The organism is Acinetobacter sp. YH12041 (assembly GCF_013419975.1).
Classification (GTDB): Bacteria; Pseudomonadota; Gammaproteobacteria; order Pseudomonadales; family Moraxellaceae; genus Acinetobacter.
In genome coordinates this window covers 384,134-402,310 of the sequence record NZ_VOZC01000001.1, presented here as the reverse complement: position 1 = coordinate 402,310, position 18,177 = coordinate 384,134, and the positions used below count along the sequence as shown (strand labels likewise).

Below are 18,177 nucleotides of genomic sequence, written 5' to 3'. Positions count from 1 at the left end.
AAGAAAAGCAATTTGCAACAGATTTTAAGAGAGACCTATGCGCCAATATCTTGACCTTTTACAACATATCCTCGACAACGGCGGCGATAAAGGCGACCGTACCGGCACAGGTACACGCTCGGTATTTGGTCATCAGATGCGCTTTGATCTTTCCAAGGGCTTCCCTTTACTCACCACTAAAAAAGTTCATTTCCGTTCGATCGTGATTGAACTGCTGTGGTTCCTGAAAGGCGATACCCATGTAAAGTATCTTCAGGATAATAAAGTGACCATCTGGGATGAATGGGCAACTGCGGAACAGACCGCGCGTTTTGGTCGTCCAGAAGGTGAACTCGGTCCAGTCTACGGCCATCAATGGCGTAATTTTGGTGCTACTCAAAATGCGGATGGCAGCTACAATCAGGATGGTTTTGACCAGATCAAATGGCTGATCAATGAAATCAAGACCAATCCGAATTCACGCCGTCTGATTGTGTCTGGCTGGAATCCAAATGAAGCGAGTCAGGTGGCTTTACCGCCTTGCCATACCCTGTTCCAGTTCTTTGTACATAATGGCAAATTGTCTTGCCAGCTTTATCAACGCAGTGCTGACGTTTTCCTTGGCGTTCCATTTAATATAGCCAGCTATGCCCTATTGACTCATATGATTGCACAGGTGTGTGATCTGGATGTAGGCGATTTTGTCTGGACGGGCGGTGATACGCATTTATATACCAATCATTTTGAACAGGCCAAACTTCAACTCAGTCGTGAGCCTTTAGGCCTATGCCAGTTAAAACTGAATCCTGAAGTTAAAGACCTGTTTGATTTCAAATTCGAAGATATTGAAATTGTCGGTTATGAATCACATCCAGGAATTAAAGCACCAGTTGCAGTTTAATTCTGGTTAAGCCCCGGAAAATATTCAAATCCCACTTTGCTTAAAGTGGGATTTTGCATTTTAATAGCAATAATTTTTATCTGTTTTTGAGTATGGGTATGGCATTTCAGGATTTAGAAGTCGTTCATGTCGTGGCAATGGATCAGCAGCGCTGTATTGGTAAAGACAATGATCTGCCTTGGCATATCTCAGCAGATCTCAAGCACTTTAAGGAAATTACCCAGGGTGGCGTGATTGTCATGGGCCGTAAAACGCTTGAGTCGATGGGCCGTGCGCTGCCTAAACGTGTGAACTGGGTGATTACCCGCGATCCTGACTGGTCTTTTGAAGGCGTCAAAGTCGCGCATACGATTGAAGATGCCTTGACTCAAGCCGTGGCCGATGTGCAGACTTCAGAAAAACCGAATGCTATTTTTATTATTGGCGGTGGTGAAATCTTTAAACAGACTCTGGAGATCGCTGATCGTCTGGAACTGACCCATGTTGAACTGGATGTGCAAGGTCACGCCTACTATCCGGAAATTCCGGCCCAGTTCAAAAAAGTTGCATCAGAACAACATATCGATGACAAAACCGGTATTGCATTTGAGTTCGCAACATACAGAAAATAAAGCCTATTTTCTATAAAAGATTGAACATGCAAGGACAAGACCATTCAGAAAAGCATTGGAGCCTGTGGTTATTAGGGAGTCTGTTTAGTGTATTTGTCCTGTGTTCAAGTCTTTGGCTGAGCCTGATGCTCTGGGTGCAACAACCCTTGGGTAAAATTGGCAGCATCATTCTGATCGGTCTCTGGCTTCTATTTGCCTGTGTGGTCTTGGGCATTTATTTCACCAAGCATCTGATTTCCCGCCAGGTGGATACAGTGCTTTATCTGCTGGCCTTTCTGGTCAGCTTACTGGCTTATTTAAGCATGGAGCCTCGTCAGGATCGGGACTGGAATCCTGAGGTTTCCCGGCTACTCTCCTATGAGCAGCAAGGCAATCAAGTCACCTTACACAATATCCGTAATTTTGACTGGCAAGCAGAGGGTCAATATACCGAACGCTGGGAAAGCCGGAGTTTTGATCTAAACGACATTACCGGGGTAAACATTATTACCTCTTACTGGATGGGACCTAAAATTGCCCATACGCTGGTCAGTTTTGATTTTGCCAATCAGAAACCGCTCGCCTTCTCGATCGAAATTCGCAAAGAAAAGGATGAGAAATTTTCTGCTATTGGTGGCTTCTTCCGAAAATATGAACTGAGTTTGGTCGCCTCAGATGAGAAAGATATTGTATATACGCGTAGCAATATTCGTGGTGAGCAGGTTTACTTTTTTCCGGTCAAAATGCCGCAAGCAGAAGCTCAGGCTCTATTTAAAGAATATCTGCGTAAGGCTGATGAACTGGCCAAAGAACCTAAATGGTATAACACCTTGAGCAGTAACTGCACGACGCTGGTCTTTGATATGGCTCAGGCAGTATCTCAACAACAGCTTCCTTCAGATTACCGCTTGCTGGCTTCTGGGTATTTACCTGATTATTTATATGATTTAAAAGCGCTAGATCAACGCTGGGATATACAAACCTGGTATCAGCGTGCACACGTTAATCCACGAGTTAGAGATACCGGTCAGATTTCCAGTCAGGAGTATTCACAACGCCTGCGTCAGGGCCTACCTGAGCCGAGTTCCAGATAATCTTCTAAGTTATCCAACTTAAAGAAAGATACAAAATCAACTGGCATATATTGCATTTTTTTGTTTATATACAAATAGCTAACTCAGAATTAGAGTCTCTCTCATGCTAAAAAAATTAACAGCAATCATGATTTTAGGTTCAGTCTTTGCTATATCAGGTTGTGAAACCGTACCGAGTACTTCATCAGTCAAAACTGAAAATAATTTACAGCTCCTGCAAAATCGCACCTGGATTGTGAACCAGATTGGTAATACCGAAATTACTACAGCACCGACAGCACGCAATATTCCAAGTCTGCAATTCGATGCAGCGACTCAACGCGTGTCTGGCGCAGATGGCTGTAATCGTATAATGGGCAGCTACACTGCCGGCAAAGACACCCTTAACTTAAGCCAGATGGCGAGTACCGAAATGGCTTGTCTGGATAATGCAGGTCTGGATCAGAAATTTAAGGAGGCACTGAGCAAAGTGACTCATTATCAGGTCTATGGTAAAACCCTGAAATTAATGGACCGTCATGGCAATTTACTCATTCAGTTAGAAAGTGCAGTACAGCCTCGCTAAGTTTTGACTACAAAAAACCTGTGTCGTGCAGGCTTTATATCTTTCATACTCATATGAACATTCAATAATCAGCACTCTACAATGATGAGGACTTAACCATGCAACAAGCACTATTTGGTGGTGGATGCTTTTGGTGTACCGAAGCAGTATTTTTACAGCTTCAGGGCGTACAGAAGGTCGTCAGCGGCTATGCGGGTGGACAAAATCCTAATCCGACCTATGAGCAAGTCTGCGGCGGTGATACCAATCATGCCGAAGTGATCCTGATCGATTTCGATGAAAATCAGATTACGTATAGTCAGTTGCTCGAAGTCTTTTTCGCAACCCATGATCCAACGACATTAAACCGTCAGGGCAATGATGTCGGCACGCAGTATCGTTCTGTGATTTATTATTTTAATGATGAGCAGAAAGAAACTGCACAGCTCACAATAGACTCATTGAAAGCTGAAGGATTGAATATTGTGACTGAACTTAGCCCTGCACCGACTTTCTACCCTGCTGAAGAATATCACCAGAATTTCTTTGCCAAGAATCCGAATCAGGGCTACTGTAATTTCGCGATTCCGCCCAAGCTGAACAAATTACAACATAAGTTTATGACGCTGCTCAAAACTCATTAATCTGGATGCGGCTTGATCAAATGCCCTCTTAAATTAAGGTAATAAAAAAGCGACTGAGATCAGTCGCTTTTTTCATTGAGAGTAAAAAATTAGTTATCAGTTGCAAAGGCAATATCGCTGAGTCCGGCTCCACTCGCGCGTGACATCACTTGAGCAACGGTGTCATAACGTGATTCTTTATCTGCTTTCAATACGATGGTCGGTTGACGCTGTGCCTGGCTCGCCTCATTGAAACGGGTTTCAAGTTGTTCCAAGGTCAGCACATCGCCGTTCCATGCTACATCACCTTTCGCATTGATGCTGATGGTGACATTTTCCGGTGGCAGGTCAATAATTTCTGCAGTGGTTTGCGGCAAGGTTAATGGAATTGATGGGTTCGCAACGGTCGCTGTCACCAGAAAGATGATCATCAATACCAACATAATGTCGATCAGGGGAATGAGATTCATCTCATTCATGCCTGTATCGTTGTCTTCACCCAATTGAAAAGCCATTAAGCTTGACCTCCAACTAAACTGTCTTGTGCTACTTTTGCATCAGCCTTCTTTGCAGAAGAGTCCTGTTGCAACATGGTATCAATCAATAAGCTATGCGCATGGTCTTGCAGTTCATTGCTTAAAGTACGGTTGACACGTACACAGATGTTATATGCAAGTACTGCAGGAATCGCCACAGCCAGACCCAGACCGGTCATGATCAGCGCTTCACCCACTGGAGTGGCTACTTGTGCCAGACCTGCCTGACCGCTCTTACCCACGGCAACCAGTGCGTGGAAGATCCCCCATACTGTACCGAACAGACCGACAAAGGGTGAAATTGAAGCGATGGTACCCAAGACAGATACACCTTTTTCCGCATTACCTTTTTCTAATGCGATCTGACGCAATAAAGCCTGCTCAGCTACAGCTTTACGTTGTTCAAATGCCAAAGGAGTCATTTTATTTTTCAATTGCCCTAATGCGTTAGATAATTGAGCATAGGCAATCTGTTTAAGTTGGCGAGTGCCCATTAAACGCAGCACAAAAATGGTCCATGTCGCAATCGACATTGCCAATAACACGAAATACAGTGTTTTACTGACTGCATCAGCGTGTTGCCAATAAACTGAAAAGTTCATATTCGAACTCCTAATGGGTTAGCCGTTATTTGGTAATCTGAAAATCGAAAGGCTGTTCCACTCGGGTTGGATAAGCCACACCATTTTCAACATATTTGGTCAGTTGTGCACGACGTACCGCTGATTCAACTTTGCGCGTAACGGCCGGACTACAACTCGAATTTCGTGCGGTCGCAGAGACCACTTTCCCCTGCTCATTTGCAGATACATCCACTACCAATGAACAGGCTGATTTTAACTCTCCTGCCGAGAGCGACACTTTTGGTGCACGCTGCCAGGATACGCCGCCGCCAATTGCAACACTTTTCGGTGCTGGCGGTGCAGGTGGAGTCGGCGGTGCGACAGGTGCGGGTGGCGCAACCGGTGCAGGCGCAGGTGCCACTTTTTTAGTTTCAGTCACGACCGCAGGAACCACTGGACTTGGTGCCGGTTTGGCTTCAACTGGCGGTGCAGTAACAGGTTTAGGCGTTTCTGCTTTTTTCACCTGCTCAATTTTTTCTACTTTTTTGGGTGGCGGTGGCAGCGGTTTTTCTACAATTTTAACTTCTTTCGGCTTTGGTGGCTCTTGTTTAGGCTCTGGCGGCTTTGGCTTGGGTGGTAAAGGTTTTGGGGCTTCCTGAAGTTTGACAAAACGAACCTTTAAAGGTTCTTTATCGACCTGTTTCAGTTCAGGTGCTTCCATCTGGCTGACTGCCCATAAGAGACCCACGTGTCCAACCAGAACCGCCGCCAGAATAGAAACGACTTTCTTTTTCATCTGATTTGACGGTGGTGGTGTCATGGGAGCAGCAACTTGACTCATTAAATCTATTTACCTCGAAGAGATGATGCGAAACAAACTATCAAGCTCATCGGTTAGCACAATTAAAGTACGCCAATAATAAATGAGAAGTGTTTTCATTTTCAACTACTAATCCCACTTTTCTCCATTATTTTTGTTTCAAACAAAAAAGGCATACTTAAAGTATGCCTTTTTTAAACCGAGATGCAAGCGCTTATTGGAACACGACAGTTTTATTGCCGTCGACAATCACACGGTCTTCCAGATGCCATCTCACTGCACGTGCCAGCACATTACGTTCAACGTCCTGACCCAGTTCACGCAGCTGTTCCACAGTAAAGTCATGGTTCACACGCTCCACATCTTGCTCAATGATTGGACCCTGATCCAGATCGGCTGTCACATAGTGTGCAGTTGCACCGATCAATTTTACACCTTTGTCATAAGCTTGTTTGTATGGATTGGCGCCCACGAATGCTGGCAGGAATGAATGATGAATATTGATCACTTTCATTTCCCATTTACTTACGAACTCTTCATCGAGAATCTGCATATAACGGGCTAATACCAGCAGATCGTTGCCCTGCATCAGTTCATCAATCTGTGCATAGGCCTCACGTTTGTTCTCTTTGGTCACCGGAACCACTTCAAACGGAATACCAAAGTTTTCTACTGATTCACGTAGAGTTTCGTGGTTAGATACCACTTTAGTGATTTCACATGGCAGACCGCCGCGTGCATGACGCCATAACAGCTCTAGCAACGCATGGTCGACTTTAGAAACCAGAATACCGACCTTTTTCACATCACTGACCAGTGCCAGACGCCAGTGCATGCCATAGCGCTCTGCAACATTGCCAGCAAAAGTCTGCAACAGGCTTTCTTTACGGCTTTGCAGATTGTCCAGTTCAAACTCAACACGCATGAAGTAACGTCCGCCCTGCGCTGCTGTCGCGTATTGATCAAGCGCCGTAATGTTGGCACCCTGATGATACAAGAAGCTTGAAACAGCCTGCACGATGCCTGGCTTGTCTTCACAAGTAATCAATAAACGTGCGGTATTAGCAGTCGTCATATTCATGTTGGTTAAGGTCACTAATTAGTTAAATTAAAAAAATAAGCCGAGTATTCTAACGCGTTTCTTAGATATTCTGAATAGTTTGTTCAGATTCAGGCGGTTTAGGCGACGACAGACTGGCAAACAGCTCTGAGGAACCGAACGAGTTAAGTAAGCTTTCATACGTCTGACGGCTTTCACCACGCAAATAGGCACCTTCCAGGAACACCATCTGACGCAGTGCCTGCCAGACCCATTTTTCTTCCAGAGTGTTGGAATCGGTAATATGACCCGACATATACAGGAAGTTGGTCCAGTTGGTCAGCACGATCCAGAGGTTAATGATCAGCGCTTCAATTTCTGAATCGGTCATTTCCATCAGGCCGGCATTTACGAAGGCTTTATAAATTTTTTGTCCCTGCTGCATCACCTGTCCGGCAAAACGCGGATAAAGCTTGCGGAAATCTTCGTTATTTTCGACCAGATGGTATACATCACGGTGCAGAAAACGATAAGCCCAAAGCTGACTGCTCAGTACCTGAAAATAATGAATCTTGTCATTGGCATCCAGAGCACGGTCTTCCGGAAGTGCCAGCATTTCCAGCGTCTGATGCTGATACTGCTCCATCAGTTCCTTGATAATTTCATTTTTATTACGGAAATGGTAATACAGATTACCCGGACTCATGCCGAGTTCAGCAGCAATATGGTTGGTGGTTACAGATCGTTCGCCACGTTCATTAAACAACTGCAAGCTGAGCTGTAAGATACGCTCTTTGGTTTTTAACGTTTTGGTTTGGGACATCCTAAAATAACCATTCAGTTCATGCATTAGTAAGGCTAACACACAAAGTAACTTGACTAATTAGAGTATTTGCTCTAAAAATTAATTAATCGATTTTGAATAATGGTAGTGCGGCATGAACAGTCACACAAAAACAACTTCAATGACACCACATTTTCTTGATAGCCAGCACCTCAATGAAATTCTGGCTCAACAAAAACACGCCTACTTACGCTACCCACTGCCGACTGCAAAGGAACGTATCGATCGTTTAGCTCGGCTTAAGCGTATCTTAGTTAAGTATCAAGATCAATTTGCCGATGCAATTAATCAGGACTATGGTAACCGCTCTGTCGGAGAAACCAAAATTGGCGAGTTACTGACTTGTCTTGAACATATTAAATATTACAGCAAAAACCTGACCGGCTGGATGAAACCGTCCAAGCGTCATGTCGGTATTATTCACCAGCCGGCAAAAGCCTGGGTACAGTATCAACCTCTAGGCGTGATCGGCATCATCGCACCGTGGAACTACCCTTTATTATTATCCATTGGTCCTCTGATCTGTGCGTTAGCTGCGGGCAACCATGCCATGATCAAAATTTCCAGTTCATCGGCTGCTTTTGGCAAGGTATTGGAAAAAGCCTTAGCTGAAGCCTTTCCTAAAGAACTGGTTGCCGTGGTGAATGGTGGCGGTACGGTGTCTGATGCCTTCTGCCGACTGGCTTTTGACAAGATGATTTTTACTGGTTCAACGGCTGTCGGTAAAACCGTGATGGCGGCAGCTGCGGAAAATTTGGTACCAGTAATTCTAGAACTGGGTGGCAAATCCCCTGTACTGGTGCATCCATCGATTGACCTGCGTGATGTGGCTCAGCGTATTGCCGTGGGCAAGCTCTGGAATGCGGGTCAAACCTGCGTGGCACCGGATTATATGTTCCTGCCGCGTGGCAAAACTGCCGAGTTTATCGATCATTTTAAAGCCTGTGTCGAAAGCATGTATCCGGACATTAGCCATAATCAGGATTACACCTCGATTATCAATGACAAGCAGTACAATCGTTTGCAAGGTTATCTGGATGATGCCCGTGAGCAAGGCGCGCAGATTATTGAAATCAATCCACGTAATGAATCGCCAGCAGACCTGCGTAAAATTGCACCGACCATCGTGACCAATGTTATGCCAAGCATGCAGATCATGCAGCATGAAATCTTTGGGCCGCTCCTGCCGATCATGGAATATGATCAAATTGACGACGTTATCGACTTTATTAATAGCCGTCCGCGTCCACTTGCATTATACTATTTCGACTTTGATCAGGCGCGTGCTGATTATGTCGCACAGCGTACCCATTCAGGGCATTTCGGGCAAAACACTGTATTAACCCATGTCGCACAGGATGACCTGCCATTTGGTGGTGTCGGTGCTTCCGGTATGGGTAAATATCATGGGCCAGAAGGCTTCTTCAGTTTGTCGCATGAACGGTCTGTAATGTCGAATCCTAAGCTGTATAGCTTGAAATACATTCTGCCTCCGTTTAATAAGCCGATCCATAAGCTGATTTCGAAGACACTTCTTCGATAAATGATCAAGGCATGAGCTATCACACGGGCTCGTGCTTCGTTTTAGACAAAATCGCTTGTCTTTTAAGCGCATTTTTGATATAAAACGCCCCTTGAATGAATTCAATCCGTTTATTTTTGACTGGCCATACAGATTTGCTGTTGGCTAAATCAATGGAGTTACACCATGTCTAAGGTTTGCCAAGTTACCGGCAAGCGTCCAGTCGTTGGTAACAACGTCTCACACGCCAACAACAAAACTAAGCGCCGGTTCGAGCCGAACCTGCACCACCACCGTTTCTGGTTAGAAAGCGAAAAACGTTTTGTACGTCTTCGTTTAACCACTAAAGGTATGCGTATTATCGACAAATTGGGCATTGAAAAGGTTGTTGCTGACCTTCGTGCTCAAGGTCAAAAGATCTAAGTAAGGAGTCAGGACAATGCGTGATAAGATTCGCTTAGTTTCTTCAGCTGGTACAGGTTATTTCTATACCACTACTAAGAACAAACGTACTATGCCGGAAAAAATGGAAATCAAAAAATTTGATCCAAAAATCCGTCAACACGTAATCTTCAAAGAAGCTAAAATCAAATAATTTTAGTTTTTTGAAAAAAGCGACCTTCCCGGTCGTTTTTTTTTGCATTTTTTTTATGCGGCTTGATAAACTTTCTGTTTCTTCTGGCATTTTCTGTGCTTATTTCCCATAAAAAACTGAAATTTCATAAAATTCATTTTAAAGGAGTGTTTAGTGCCACATGACGTAGAGCTCATTATCCTGTTAGCTGTCGGTTTTGGCTTGGCCTTGGTTTTTGGCTATATCGCTGCACGTCTACGCCTTCCCCCACTGATTGGTTATCTGGTTGCCGGGATTCTGATTAGCCCGAACACCCCAGGCGTGGTTGGAGATGTGCATCTGGCGAACCAGCTGGCCGAACTTGGCGTCATGTTCCTGATGTTTGGTGTCGGGATGCACTTTTCTCTGAATGACCTGATGCAGGTCAGGCGTATTGCCTTGCCGGGTGCAGTCTTGCAGATTGCAGTCGCGACACTGCTCGGGGTCGGGGTCTCCATGCTCTGGGGCTGGAATTTTGGCTCTGCCCTGATCTTTGGCTTAAGCCTGTCCTGTGCCAGTACCGTCGTGCTTCTCAAAGCCCTGGGTGATCGTGGCCTGCTCGAATCCATTAACGGGAAAATTGCAGTCGGCTGGCTTCTGGTTGAAGATCTGGTTATGGTTCTGGCACTGGTATTATTACCCGCAACTGCAGTACTTCTCGGTGGTCAGGCACTGGAAGGCAGTAGTAGCAATCAGAATGTCTGGATCACCTTAGGCATTACCTTGCTCAAAGTAGCCGGCTTTATTGCTTTCATGCTGATTATTGGTAAACGTTTAGTGCCAATGATCATGCAGGTGGTGGCACGTTTAGGCTCACGTGAGCTATTTACCTTAACCGTCGTAGCTGCAGCCGTATCGATTGCCTTTGGGGCTTATAAGGTCTTTGGCGTATCCATGGCACTCGGTGCGTTCTTTGCCGGGATGGTAGTGAAAGAGTCTGACTTCAGCCACCGTGCCGAAGAAGAAACCTTACCGCTGCGTGAAATCTTCTCGATTCTGTTCTTTGTGTCCGTCGGTATGCTGTTTGATCCGCGTATCCTGATGGATCAGCCACTTCATGTGTTGGCGGTGCTCGGTATTATCATGATTGGTAAAACCATCGCAGCGATGGCACTGGTGCTGTTCTTCCGCTACCCAATCAATACGGCACTCACCGTCGGTGCATCTCTGGCACAAATCGGTGAATTCTCTTTTATTCTGGCCGCACTTGGTGTATCGCTAAATCTATTGTCACTCGATGGACAAAACCTGATTCTAGCGGGTGCCCTGATTTCGATTACCCTGAACTCGTTTATTTTCTCAGCAGTAGAACCGGTACAAAAATGGATCCGCGAACGTTCGTCTCTGGCGCGCTTATTGGAGCGTAGTGGTGATCCGCTTGCCATGCTACCGGATGAGGTCTCGCAGGACTATCTGCGTGATCAGGTGGTGATTGTGGGTCATGGTGAAGTCGGTCGTCGGATTACCCTGTCACTGATGGAACAAAACATCAAGGTCGTGATTGCCGAAGAAAACCGTGAGATCGTAGAGAACTTGCGTAAAAAAGGCATTGCGGCAGTTTCTGGTGTCGCAACTGAACCCGGTGTGTTGATTCAGGCTCACATTCAGCATGCACGTCTATTGGTGATCTCACCGATGGATATTATTGATATCCATAAAATCGTGGATATTGCCAAGACCCTAAACCCTGCTATTCAGATCCTGCTATGTGCGGAAAGCAAGGAAGAAGCCGAAGTGATTCGCCGTGACAATATTGGCGAGGTGTACTATGCCAAAGAGGAAATGGCGAGAAATATGAGCAATCATATTTTGAACCAGATCGAGATTGCGCATAACCATCCGCCTACGCATTATTCAGGCTGATTTCTTAAAGAAGTTGTCAGAATTGGCAACTTCTTTTTTTTGATTGAACTGGAATTTATCAGATCGCTAAACCATAAAATTTCAAATTGCGTCTCTAATCTAACCGACTTAATTTTTCTCTTATTCTCTATTTTTTTCATTTGATAAAAACAAAAAAAGCACACTTCAAGTGTGCTTTTCTGCTCGCCAAGGTAGGCAATTCAGCTCATATATTTTGGCTCTTCATCCACAACTTCAGCTTGCCATTCATTGACCTGCTGTTCCAGCAAACCATATAAAGCGGCCTGAATCATGTGTTGTGCAATCACAGGCGTTTGATCACCCAACAGGGCTTTGACCTCGTCATTAAACTGAATCATGACTAATGGCTGTTTTTTTGAGCCCGCATTTCGTAATGCCAACGCGCCACCTTCAAGTTGAACGAGTTCCAAAATCGCGTCTTGATTACCAAATAAATCTTTCAACTGTTCTATAGACATATATCCTCCATGTTCAACATGGTGGCAAAGAGCGATTGCACTTTGCATCATTAGAGTAATTGATATAGGGTTAATAATCGCAATTTCAAGTACAGCTGATCAGATTAAAATTCAACCATCTCATTACGAAAACCATCAATAAGCTGCGTCAGGTCACGATGCCATTCTCGTAATATAGCAGTATCAGGTAACCAAGCTTGTGGTGTCTGTGTGACTTTAATGATGAGATTTGAAGAAGTTTCGTCTTCGGGTTGTGGCGAACTTGGCTCTGGCGCATATTGGCAGAGACGGTAAGCACGTTTCAGTTCAGCAAGAAAACCATCTTTGGATAAATGCTGTAATACGGTCACTTCAGGTGATACCTGCCCCTTAGCCGCCATAAGCTCTTCAATCGATTTCAGCGTCGGGCTCAGGTCATTCAGACGGTAATAGCGTACCAGTTCCTGCAAAAAGGCCAGCAGCGCCCCATGCAGATGGAATACGGCAGCTTCACGATGAGCTTGTGCCTGCTGCACATGATCAGTCTGTTCAGCCTGCTGACAGGCCATACGGGCGAAATAAAGTTTTTGATTGGTACGGTCCGCATGATAGCGAGCAACTCGTGTCATCGAGATTTCCTAAGCATTAAAACAAATTTTGGCTCTTATAAAGTAAAACGTCCGCTCGCATTACGCAATGCAAGATTGTCTACGCTGTCGATCTATTCTGCATGATCTTGATACTTCAGACTGCTGATATTAACCCTTCAGTAAAAATCTAGGCCTTTTTAAAGGCAAAAAAAAGAGCATCATACATGCTCTTTTTTATCAGCTGTTATTTAAGCCTGTGGCTTTTCTTCAGCTTGCTTCACACGAATCCCCTGACCATGCAGGCGCAGTGTATTTAAACCTTTAATCGCTTTAACAGCTTCACGGCCATGTGGCATTTCTACAAAGGCAAAACCTTTAGACTTGCCTGTTTCTGCATCCATGACCAGCGTACAAGACTCAACAGTACCATATTGCTGAAACAGGGTCAGCAATTCAGCTTCTGTTACAGTGCGCGCCAAGTTACGAACTAAAATTTTCATCGGATAACCTTAAGAAGATAGGCAAAAATAATCAAAAAGCACGTGCCTACTCTACTTTTTGCGTCAAACCCAGAAGGGATAGTTTAATCGAGATCAATCCCAAAATCTAAATTAATCGACTGGCGCTCAATTAAAGTACTTTTCACAGTCTGTTGACGGGTTTTGTAATGAGTTTCTGTGACACATAAATTGCGGGTCAAATCATTGAGAAAATAGCTTTCAATTTTACGCCCCTGCTCATCTACCGTTTCACGCGCCCAGTGATTCAGGTTTTGCTTGGTCAGAATCAGTTCATTCTGTGCACGAGTCAGCGCCACATACAATACACGCCGCTCTTCCTCGACATCATCAAAATCCCCTTGCGCCCGTGCATGCGGATATTGTCCCGGCGTAACATTAGCCACATAACAGACTTTCTGTTCCGTACCCTTGGCCGAGTGAATGGTAATGAGGGTCACTACATCCGTATCCGACTGGCGTTCAATTTCAGAAATAGAGACCGGATCGAGCACATACTCTTCCAGAAATTCACTCACTTGAGCATGTTTAGAAGCTAGCTGTTTAACCAATTCAAAATCACCCTGACGGCGATTCCAGTCCTTTTTATAGTTCTCGGCCAGTTGTGCTTCAATCGCCTGTACTGCCAGACCAACACAGGCCTGTACTTCGGTTTTGAGTACCGCCATTTGCTTCATGATCAAAATGGTTTCTAGCGGGATCTTGCCAAATTTTTCCAGCTTGTTGGCAATCTTTTCCATCTCTGGCTCAGCTAAAAGCTGCTGTGACAGTTTGCTTGCACCGACATCACCGACACCATTCCATAATGTCAAAAAGCGCATCCAGGCGATATCATCCAGCGGGTTCGCCACCACACGCAACAGGCTGAGCAGATCTTTTACATGTGCAGTTTCTAACAGTTTCATCCCGCCAATGAATCGATACGGAACATTGGCCGCGATACAAGCTGCTTCAATATGTCGCGCTGCATAACTGGAACGTACCAGCACCATATGATCGGACCATTTGCTGCCTTGCAGATAATGGCGCTCTTTTATATCAATCGCGATCCATTTGGCTTCATCAAATTCATTCGGGAAAATGTGCATCTTCGGCTTAATGCCTTCACCACGATGCGCATCCAGACGTTTGTCATATTTGATTTCGGACTGATCCAGTAACCAATTGGACAGGTCCAGAATTTCCTGGGTTGATCGGTAATTCTTTTCTAGTTTAAAAATTTTTGCATCCGGCACACGCTCTTTGAAATGGTGAATATTTTCAAAATCGGCACCGCGGAAACCATAAATCGACTGCGCATCATCCCCAACACAGAATAGGCTAATATGTTCTTTGAGAGGTTCCAGCAATGCCCATTGCAGTGGATTGGTATCCTGCATTTCATCCACCAGCATATGCCGACAGATCGAAGCCACATAGTCCACCAGACCTTCGGACTGTGCCAAAGCAGTCGCTACCACAGCGAGGATATCATCATAATCCAGAAAACTACGCGCACGCTTACGCGCTTCATATTCTTTCATGATGTCGGCAATCTGGTCTTTCAGCGCCAGATATTCCGGCATCTGTTTCTCCAAAGCCAGACTCAGTTTTTGCCGGGTATTCCGCGCAAAGGAATATAGGTCACAGAGTTCCTGTGGCTTCGGCAGGTAATTCGGATTTTTCTTGTCATCACGCCCGCGAATCAGGCGGAACATCATCAGCTGATCATCACGGTCAATAATTGAAAACTGTTCCAGACCAAAAGCCTTTGGAATCCGGCGCAGCAGATACATACAGAAGGTATGAAACGTAGATGCACGTAAGCCTTTGGCCTGTTCACCGAGTGCCAGTTCCACCCGTGCCACGATTTCACTCGCCGCACGACGTGTAAAGGTCAGAATCTGAATTTGATTCGCTGGTACACCCTGATCAATCAGATAAGCTGCACGTGCCACGATAGTTTTGGTCTTGCCACAGCCTGCCCCAGCCAAAACCAAACTGTGCTTTGCTTCTGTTGTCGCAGCTTGCTTTTGTTGCGGATTCAGTTCATCAATCAGGGAGGCTAAACTCATGGTCACTCATCAATTTGTGGATAGGTGTAGTTTAACAGAGCTGTTCCTAGAAAACGTATCCTCAATATTCTAGAAAGCATTTGATTCCGGCCAGGCGGCATGGATGCCGCCGTTATTCAGTGATGCAGGGATGCATCATCTGAATAACACTGGAGTTTGGTTACTTTGCTCCGTCAAAGTAACAATGTACCTACGTAACCCGCACGCATAAGTTTACTAAACCGTAAATGAGGTCGTGCATTAAGCTAAGTTAGCTCATAAAAATTTATCTATCTTATTGTTCAAACTTTGTTTTAATTTCTTTCATAACACGAGCACACGCTTGCTCTAGGTTTTGCTCAGCATTTTTTAATGCTTCTTCCAATAAACAACCTGGTGGATTAATCCCGACAATCTGACTAAAACCAACCTGATACAGTGACTCAATCCCCTCACCGACCAAACCTGCAAACGCAATTACCGGTTTATTTAATTGCTGGGCGACCTGAGCCACACCAAATGGTGTTTTTCCTAAAGCAGTCTGATGATCAATCTTGCCCTCGCCAGTGAAAACATAATCTGCATCTGCAATTTTTTGTGCCAGTTTATTCTGTTCCATAATTAACGCTACACCGGATTGCAGCTTTGCTCCTGCAAACGCCATCAACCCAAAACCTAACCCACCGGCTGCACCAGCACCTGGAATGTTTCTTTTAGAAATACCTAAACCTGCTTCAACCAGATCAGCAAAATGACTTAGATTTCGATCCAGTTGTTGCACCATTTCCGATGTTGCACCTTTCTGCGGCCCAAAGATCGCTGAAGCACCATTCGACCCACAGAGCGGATTATTCACATCTGAAGCGATCAAGATTTCCGTATTGTTTAAACGAGCATCGAGTTGGGAAAAATCAATTTGATCAATCTGATCCAGATTACCACCGCAGACCTGAATTGATTCTCCTGCAGTATTTAAGAATCGGACTCCCAAAGCCTGAGCCATACCGGCACCACCGTCATTGGTAACACTACCACCGAGTCCAATAATGATTTTCTTTACGCCAAGATCCAGCGCCTGTTTGATCATTTCCCCTGTACCATAGGTTGAGGTCAGCATAGGATTACGCCGAGCAACTTCGAGCAGATGAATCCCGTTTGCCTTGGCCATTTCAATCACTACGGTCTGACCAGCATCAACCAAGCCAAAGTAAGTTTCGATCGATTGACTGGCTAATGGCCCGGTGACTTGGCACGTTACTCGTTCACCCTTTAGGCTTGAGATTAATGCATCTACAGTCCCCTCACCACCATCTGCCATGGGTACAGTAATACAATTTGCATCCGGAAAGACCTGCAAAATACCACGCTGCATCGCCTGACAGGCCTGCTCGGCAGTCATACTTTCCTTAAAAGAATCTGGAGCTAGAACAAAGGTTTTCATGAATATGATCGGCCGCGTGATAGGTTATATACTAATTTGAAATGCATACCCATCTTACAGCCAAAGCTGAACATGCCAATAAAAAAGAGCGCTCATTGCACTCTTTTTATACTGGTCTTACTTAAAGATCTGCGGAGCTTTTTGGTACACGATGCTTGATATAGGAAGCCAAAGTCAGATAGTTAATCCCTTGGAACAAAATATCGATTGCCAGAAAAGCACCTAGAACCCAGAACGGTGCATTCGGTGACAATAGAATCAGGATACCTGTAGCTAAAGTCAAAATCCCGGAAAATAAAGTCCAGCCCCAGCCGCGGAATGCTTTAAAGATAAAAGCATTGAAGATGCGAATTATTCCCGCCACAATCAAAGCAATCGCAAGCAGATGGGTCAGTACAATCGCAGTTTTCGCTGGCGTGCTAAAAGCATAATAGCCCGCAATAAAATAGATAATACCAAATAGCAGCCAGAGCCAGCGAAATGCCCCATCGAAGATTTTAATCCCGGCGATCAGATGAACCACTCCACCTATCATCATCAGGACACCAAACAGGAATACGATGGATAAGGTGGCAAAAGGCAGCGACGCTAACAATACGATTCCAAATAACACTAATAAGGCACCCAGGCCTAAATACCATTTATGGTTTTCATGCAATTGATGCCGAACCAGATCATTTCCAACAGTCTTCATATTCTTCTCAAATTATTAGCTATGACTTTGATTATGCCCTTAAATCATGGATAAATTTGTTAAAAATTCACTGAGTTTATCTATAAAAATAGTAAGTTATGCCGGTTTATTCAGCACTTCGTTAATTATTTTTTCCAACCAAGTTCAATCGCCGTGATTTCATTAATCAGGGTCTGATTTAAAGATTCCGGCATTTTACTGGTGCTTTGCGATACCGGAATGTGCCCTGCCATCAGCTCAGCTTTGGTCTGGGGAAATAAAGGCTGCTGATTCGGATTCGCATAACCCACGGGGTATATCGGCTGGCCTGTGGCGAGATCATATTTATCTGAAGCGCCAAAGGCATGCAGTAATTCATGCACCAGAACAATCTTATTCTGGTCAGACTGTCTGCTTGAAGCAAATAGATTGACTGAACCAATCCGGCCTTTCTGCAGAGCTGTAGAATGTTTTAACTGCTGAGTGTGTGCAGGATCATAATAATTTAAAAAGAGAGTAACATTCGATGAAGGATCTGAACCTTGCTGCTGTTGCCAGGCATAGAAACGGAATTTCAGACTCCATAAAATATTGCCAAGTAAGGAGGCCTGCTCCGGCACTTTAGGCGGCAATTCTTTAAGTTCACGCCCCAGATTAAAATAAAAATAAGTGGGCTGTCCACGGTACTGCTGGGCCGCTTTTTCCAGATATTCTTGTGTTCCTTTTAGATCCTGAGCAGACAATTGCTGGATATATTGCTGTGTGGTCGCCAATCCATCTGCATTGATCGGATGCAACAGAACAAAGATTGGTTTGTTCCAGTCCTGATTCTGATCTCGATAAGCATTTACTGCCACCACAAACAAAATCATCAATAAAATCAGGATTCGGATTTTTTTCCACATATGAACACGCCAATAGAGAGTTAATTTA

At 44.7% G+C, this 18,177-nt stretch carries 21 protein-coding genes; 9 read left to right on the top strand and 12 right to left on the bottom strand.

What is annotated here, in order from left to right:
- Window positions 1-37 precede the first annotated feature (37 nt).
- The 5 genes from thyA (at window position 38) to msrA (ending at window position 3,752) form a co-directional block, all read left to right on the top strand.
- On the top strand, window positions 38-880 hold the full coding sequence (gene thyA / locus FTU00_RS01910) for a thymidylate synthase (protein ID WP_180178967.1): 843 nt from the start codon (window positions 38-40) through the stop codon (window positions 878-880).
- Window positions 881-978: 98 nt separating this feature from the next.
- Window positions 979-1,491 (top strand): trimethoprim-resistant dihydrofolate reductase DfrA40, encoded by a 513-nt coding sequence (gene dfrA40 / locus FTU00_RS01905; protein ID WP_179993111.1) that lies wholly within the window; start codon window positions 979-981, stop codon window positions 1,489-1,491.
- A gap of 26 nt (window positions 1,492-1,517) precedes the next feature.
- Complete coding sequence (locus tag FTU00_RS01900) at window positions 1,518-2,564, top strand: DUF4105 domain-containing protein (protein ID WP_180178966.1); 1,047 nt, start codon at window positions 1,518-1,520, stop codon at window positions 2,562-2,564.
- Window positions 2,565-2,667: 103 nt separating this feature from the next.
- Window positions 2,668-3,129 (top strand): META domain-containing protein, encoded by a 462-nt coding sequence (locus tag FTU00_RS01895; protein WP_180178965.1) that lies wholly within the window; start codon window positions 2,668-2,670, stop codon window positions 3,127-3,129.
- A gap of 98 nt (window positions 3,130-3,227) precedes the next feature.
- A complete protein-coding gene (gene msrA / locus FTU00_RS01890) occupies window positions 3,228-3,752 on the top strand; it encodes a peptide-methionine (S)-S-oxide reductase MsrA (protein WP_004781907.1) in 525 nt (174 codons plus the stop codon).
- A gap of 89 nt (window positions 3,753-3,841) precedes the next feature.
- On the opposite strand, the gene FTU00_RS01885 is transcribed toward msrA, so the two are convergent.
- From FTU00_RS01885 to FTU00_RS01865, 5 genes are all read right to left on the bottom strand, one after another.
- Complete coding sequence (locus tag FTU00_RS01885) at window positions 3,842-4,246, bottom strand: biopolymer transporter ExbD (RefSeq protein ID WP_159123616.1); 405 nt, start codon at window positions 4,244-4,246, stop codon at window positions 3,842-3,844.
- A complete protein-coding gene (locus FTU00_RS01880; RefSeq protein ID WP_179993113.1) occupies window positions 4,246-4,869 on the bottom strand; it encodes a MotA/TolQ/ExbB proton channel family protein in 624 nt (207 codons plus the stop codon). Before FTU00_RS01880 ends, FTU00_RS01885 begins: the two co-directional genes overlap by 1 nt.
- Before the next feature lie 25 nt (window positions 4,870-4,894).
- The gene (locus FTU00_RS01875; protein ID WP_179993114.1) at window positions 4,895-5,671 is read right to left on the bottom strand and encodes a TonB-dependent receptor; all 777 of its coding nucleotides are present in this window, start codon (window positions 5,669-5,671) and stop codon (window positions 4,895-4,897) included.
- A gap of 193 nt (window positions 5,672-5,864) precedes the next feature.
- Window positions 5,865-6,731: a formyltetrahydrofolate deformylase gene (gene purU / locus FTU00_RS01870; RefSeq protein WP_004781900.1), complete on the bottom strand. Its 867-nt coding sequence runs from the start codon at window positions 6,729-6,731 to the stop codon at window positions 5,865-5,867.
- A 61-nt stretch (window positions 6,732-6,792) separates the two neighbouring features.
- On the bottom strand, window positions 6,793-7,512 hold the full coding sequence (locus tag FTU00_RS01865) for a TetR/AcrR family transcriptional regulator (RefSeq protein WP_034580311.1): 720 nt from the start codon (window positions 7,510-7,512) through the stop codon (window positions 6,793-6,795).
- Window positions 7,513-7,627: 115 nt separating this feature from the next.
- Between FTU00_RS01865 and FTU00_RS01860 the strand changes: the two genes are divergently transcribed.
- The 4 genes from FTU00_RS01860 (at window position 7,628) to FTU00_RS01845 (ending at window position 11,531) form a co-directional block, all read left to right on the top strand.
- A complete protein-coding gene (locus tag FTU00_RS01860; protein ID WP_180012677.1) occupies window positions 7,628-9,076 on the top strand; it encodes a coniferyl aldehyde dehydrogenase in 1,449 nt (482 codons plus the stop codon).
- A 165-nt stretch (window positions 9,077-9,241) separates the two neighbouring features.
- Window positions 9,242-9,478: a 50S ribosomal protein L28 gene (rpmB, locus tag FTU00_RS01855; RefSeq protein WP_000048256.1), complete on the top strand. Its 237-nt coding sequence runs from the start codon at window positions 9,242-9,244 to the stop codon at window positions 9,476-9,478.
- Window positions 9,479-9,494: 16 nt separating this feature from the next.
- The gene (rpmG, locus tag FTU00_RS01850; protein ID WP_001205031.1) at window positions 9,495-9,650 is read left to right on the top strand and encodes a 50S ribosomal protein L33; all 156 of its coding nucleotides are present in this window, start codon (window positions 9,495-9,497) and stop codon (window positions 9,648-9,650) included.
- Window positions 9,651-9,803: 153 nt separating this feature from the next.
- Window positions 9,804-11,531 carry a cation:proton antiporter gene (locus FTU00_RS01845; protein WP_180178964.1) on the top strand — a complete coding sequence of 576 codons (1,728 nt, stop codon included), beginning with the start codon at window positions 9,804-9,806 and terminating at the stop codon, window positions 11,529-11,531.
- Window positions 11,532-11,731: 200 nt separating this feature from the next.
- Here the strand turns inward: FTU00_RS01845 and FTU00_RS01840 are convergent, their stop codons facing one another.
- From FTU00_RS01840 to FTU00_RS01810, 7 genes are all read right to left on the bottom strand, one after another.
- Window positions 11,732-12,010, bottom strand: coding sequence for a hypothetical protein (locus FTU00_RS01840; RefSeq protein WP_004781893.1), 279 nt, complete (start codon window positions 12,008-12,010; stop codon window positions 11,732-11,734).
- Window positions 12,011-12,114: 104 nt separating this feature from the next.
- Window positions 12,115-12,618: a DUF6586 family protein gene (locus FTU00_RS01835; protein WP_159123620.1), complete on the bottom strand. Its 504-nt coding sequence runs from the start codon at window positions 12,616-12,618 to the stop codon at window positions 12,115-12,117.
- 209 nt (window positions 12,619-12,827) lie between these two features.
- Entirely contained in the window at window positions 12,828-13,079 is a 252-nt protein-coding gene (locus FTU00_RS01830) for an RNA-binding protein (RefSeq protein WP_004781890.1), read from the bottom strand.
- Between the two features lie 83 nt (window positions 13,080-13,162).
- Window positions 13,163-15,151, bottom strand: a complete 1,989-nt coding sequence (locus FTU00_RS01825; RefSeq protein WP_180178963.1) for an ATP-dependent helicase — start codon at window positions 15,149-15,151, stop codon at window positions 13,163-13,165.
- Window positions 15,152-15,425: 274 nt separating this feature from the next.
- Entirely contained in the window at window positions 15,426-16,571 is a 1,146-nt protein-coding gene (locus FTU00_RS01820; RefSeq protein WP_180178962.1) for a glycerate kinase, read from the bottom strand.
- A gap of 121 nt (window positions 16,572-16,692) precedes the next feature.
- The gene (locus FTU00_RS01815) at window positions 16,693-17,265 is read right to left on the bottom strand and encodes an HdeD family acid-resistance protein (RefSeq protein WP_180178961.1); all 573 of its coding nucleotides are present in this window, start codon (window positions 17,263-17,265) and stop codon (window positions 16,693-16,695) included.
- Between the two features lie 125 nt (window positions 17,266-17,390).
- Entirely contained in the window at window positions 17,391-18,149 is a 759-nt protein-coding gene (locus FTU00_RS01810; protein WP_159123624.1) for a hypothetical protein, read from the bottom strand.
- Between the last annotated feature and the right edge of the window lie 28 nt (window positions 18,150-18,177).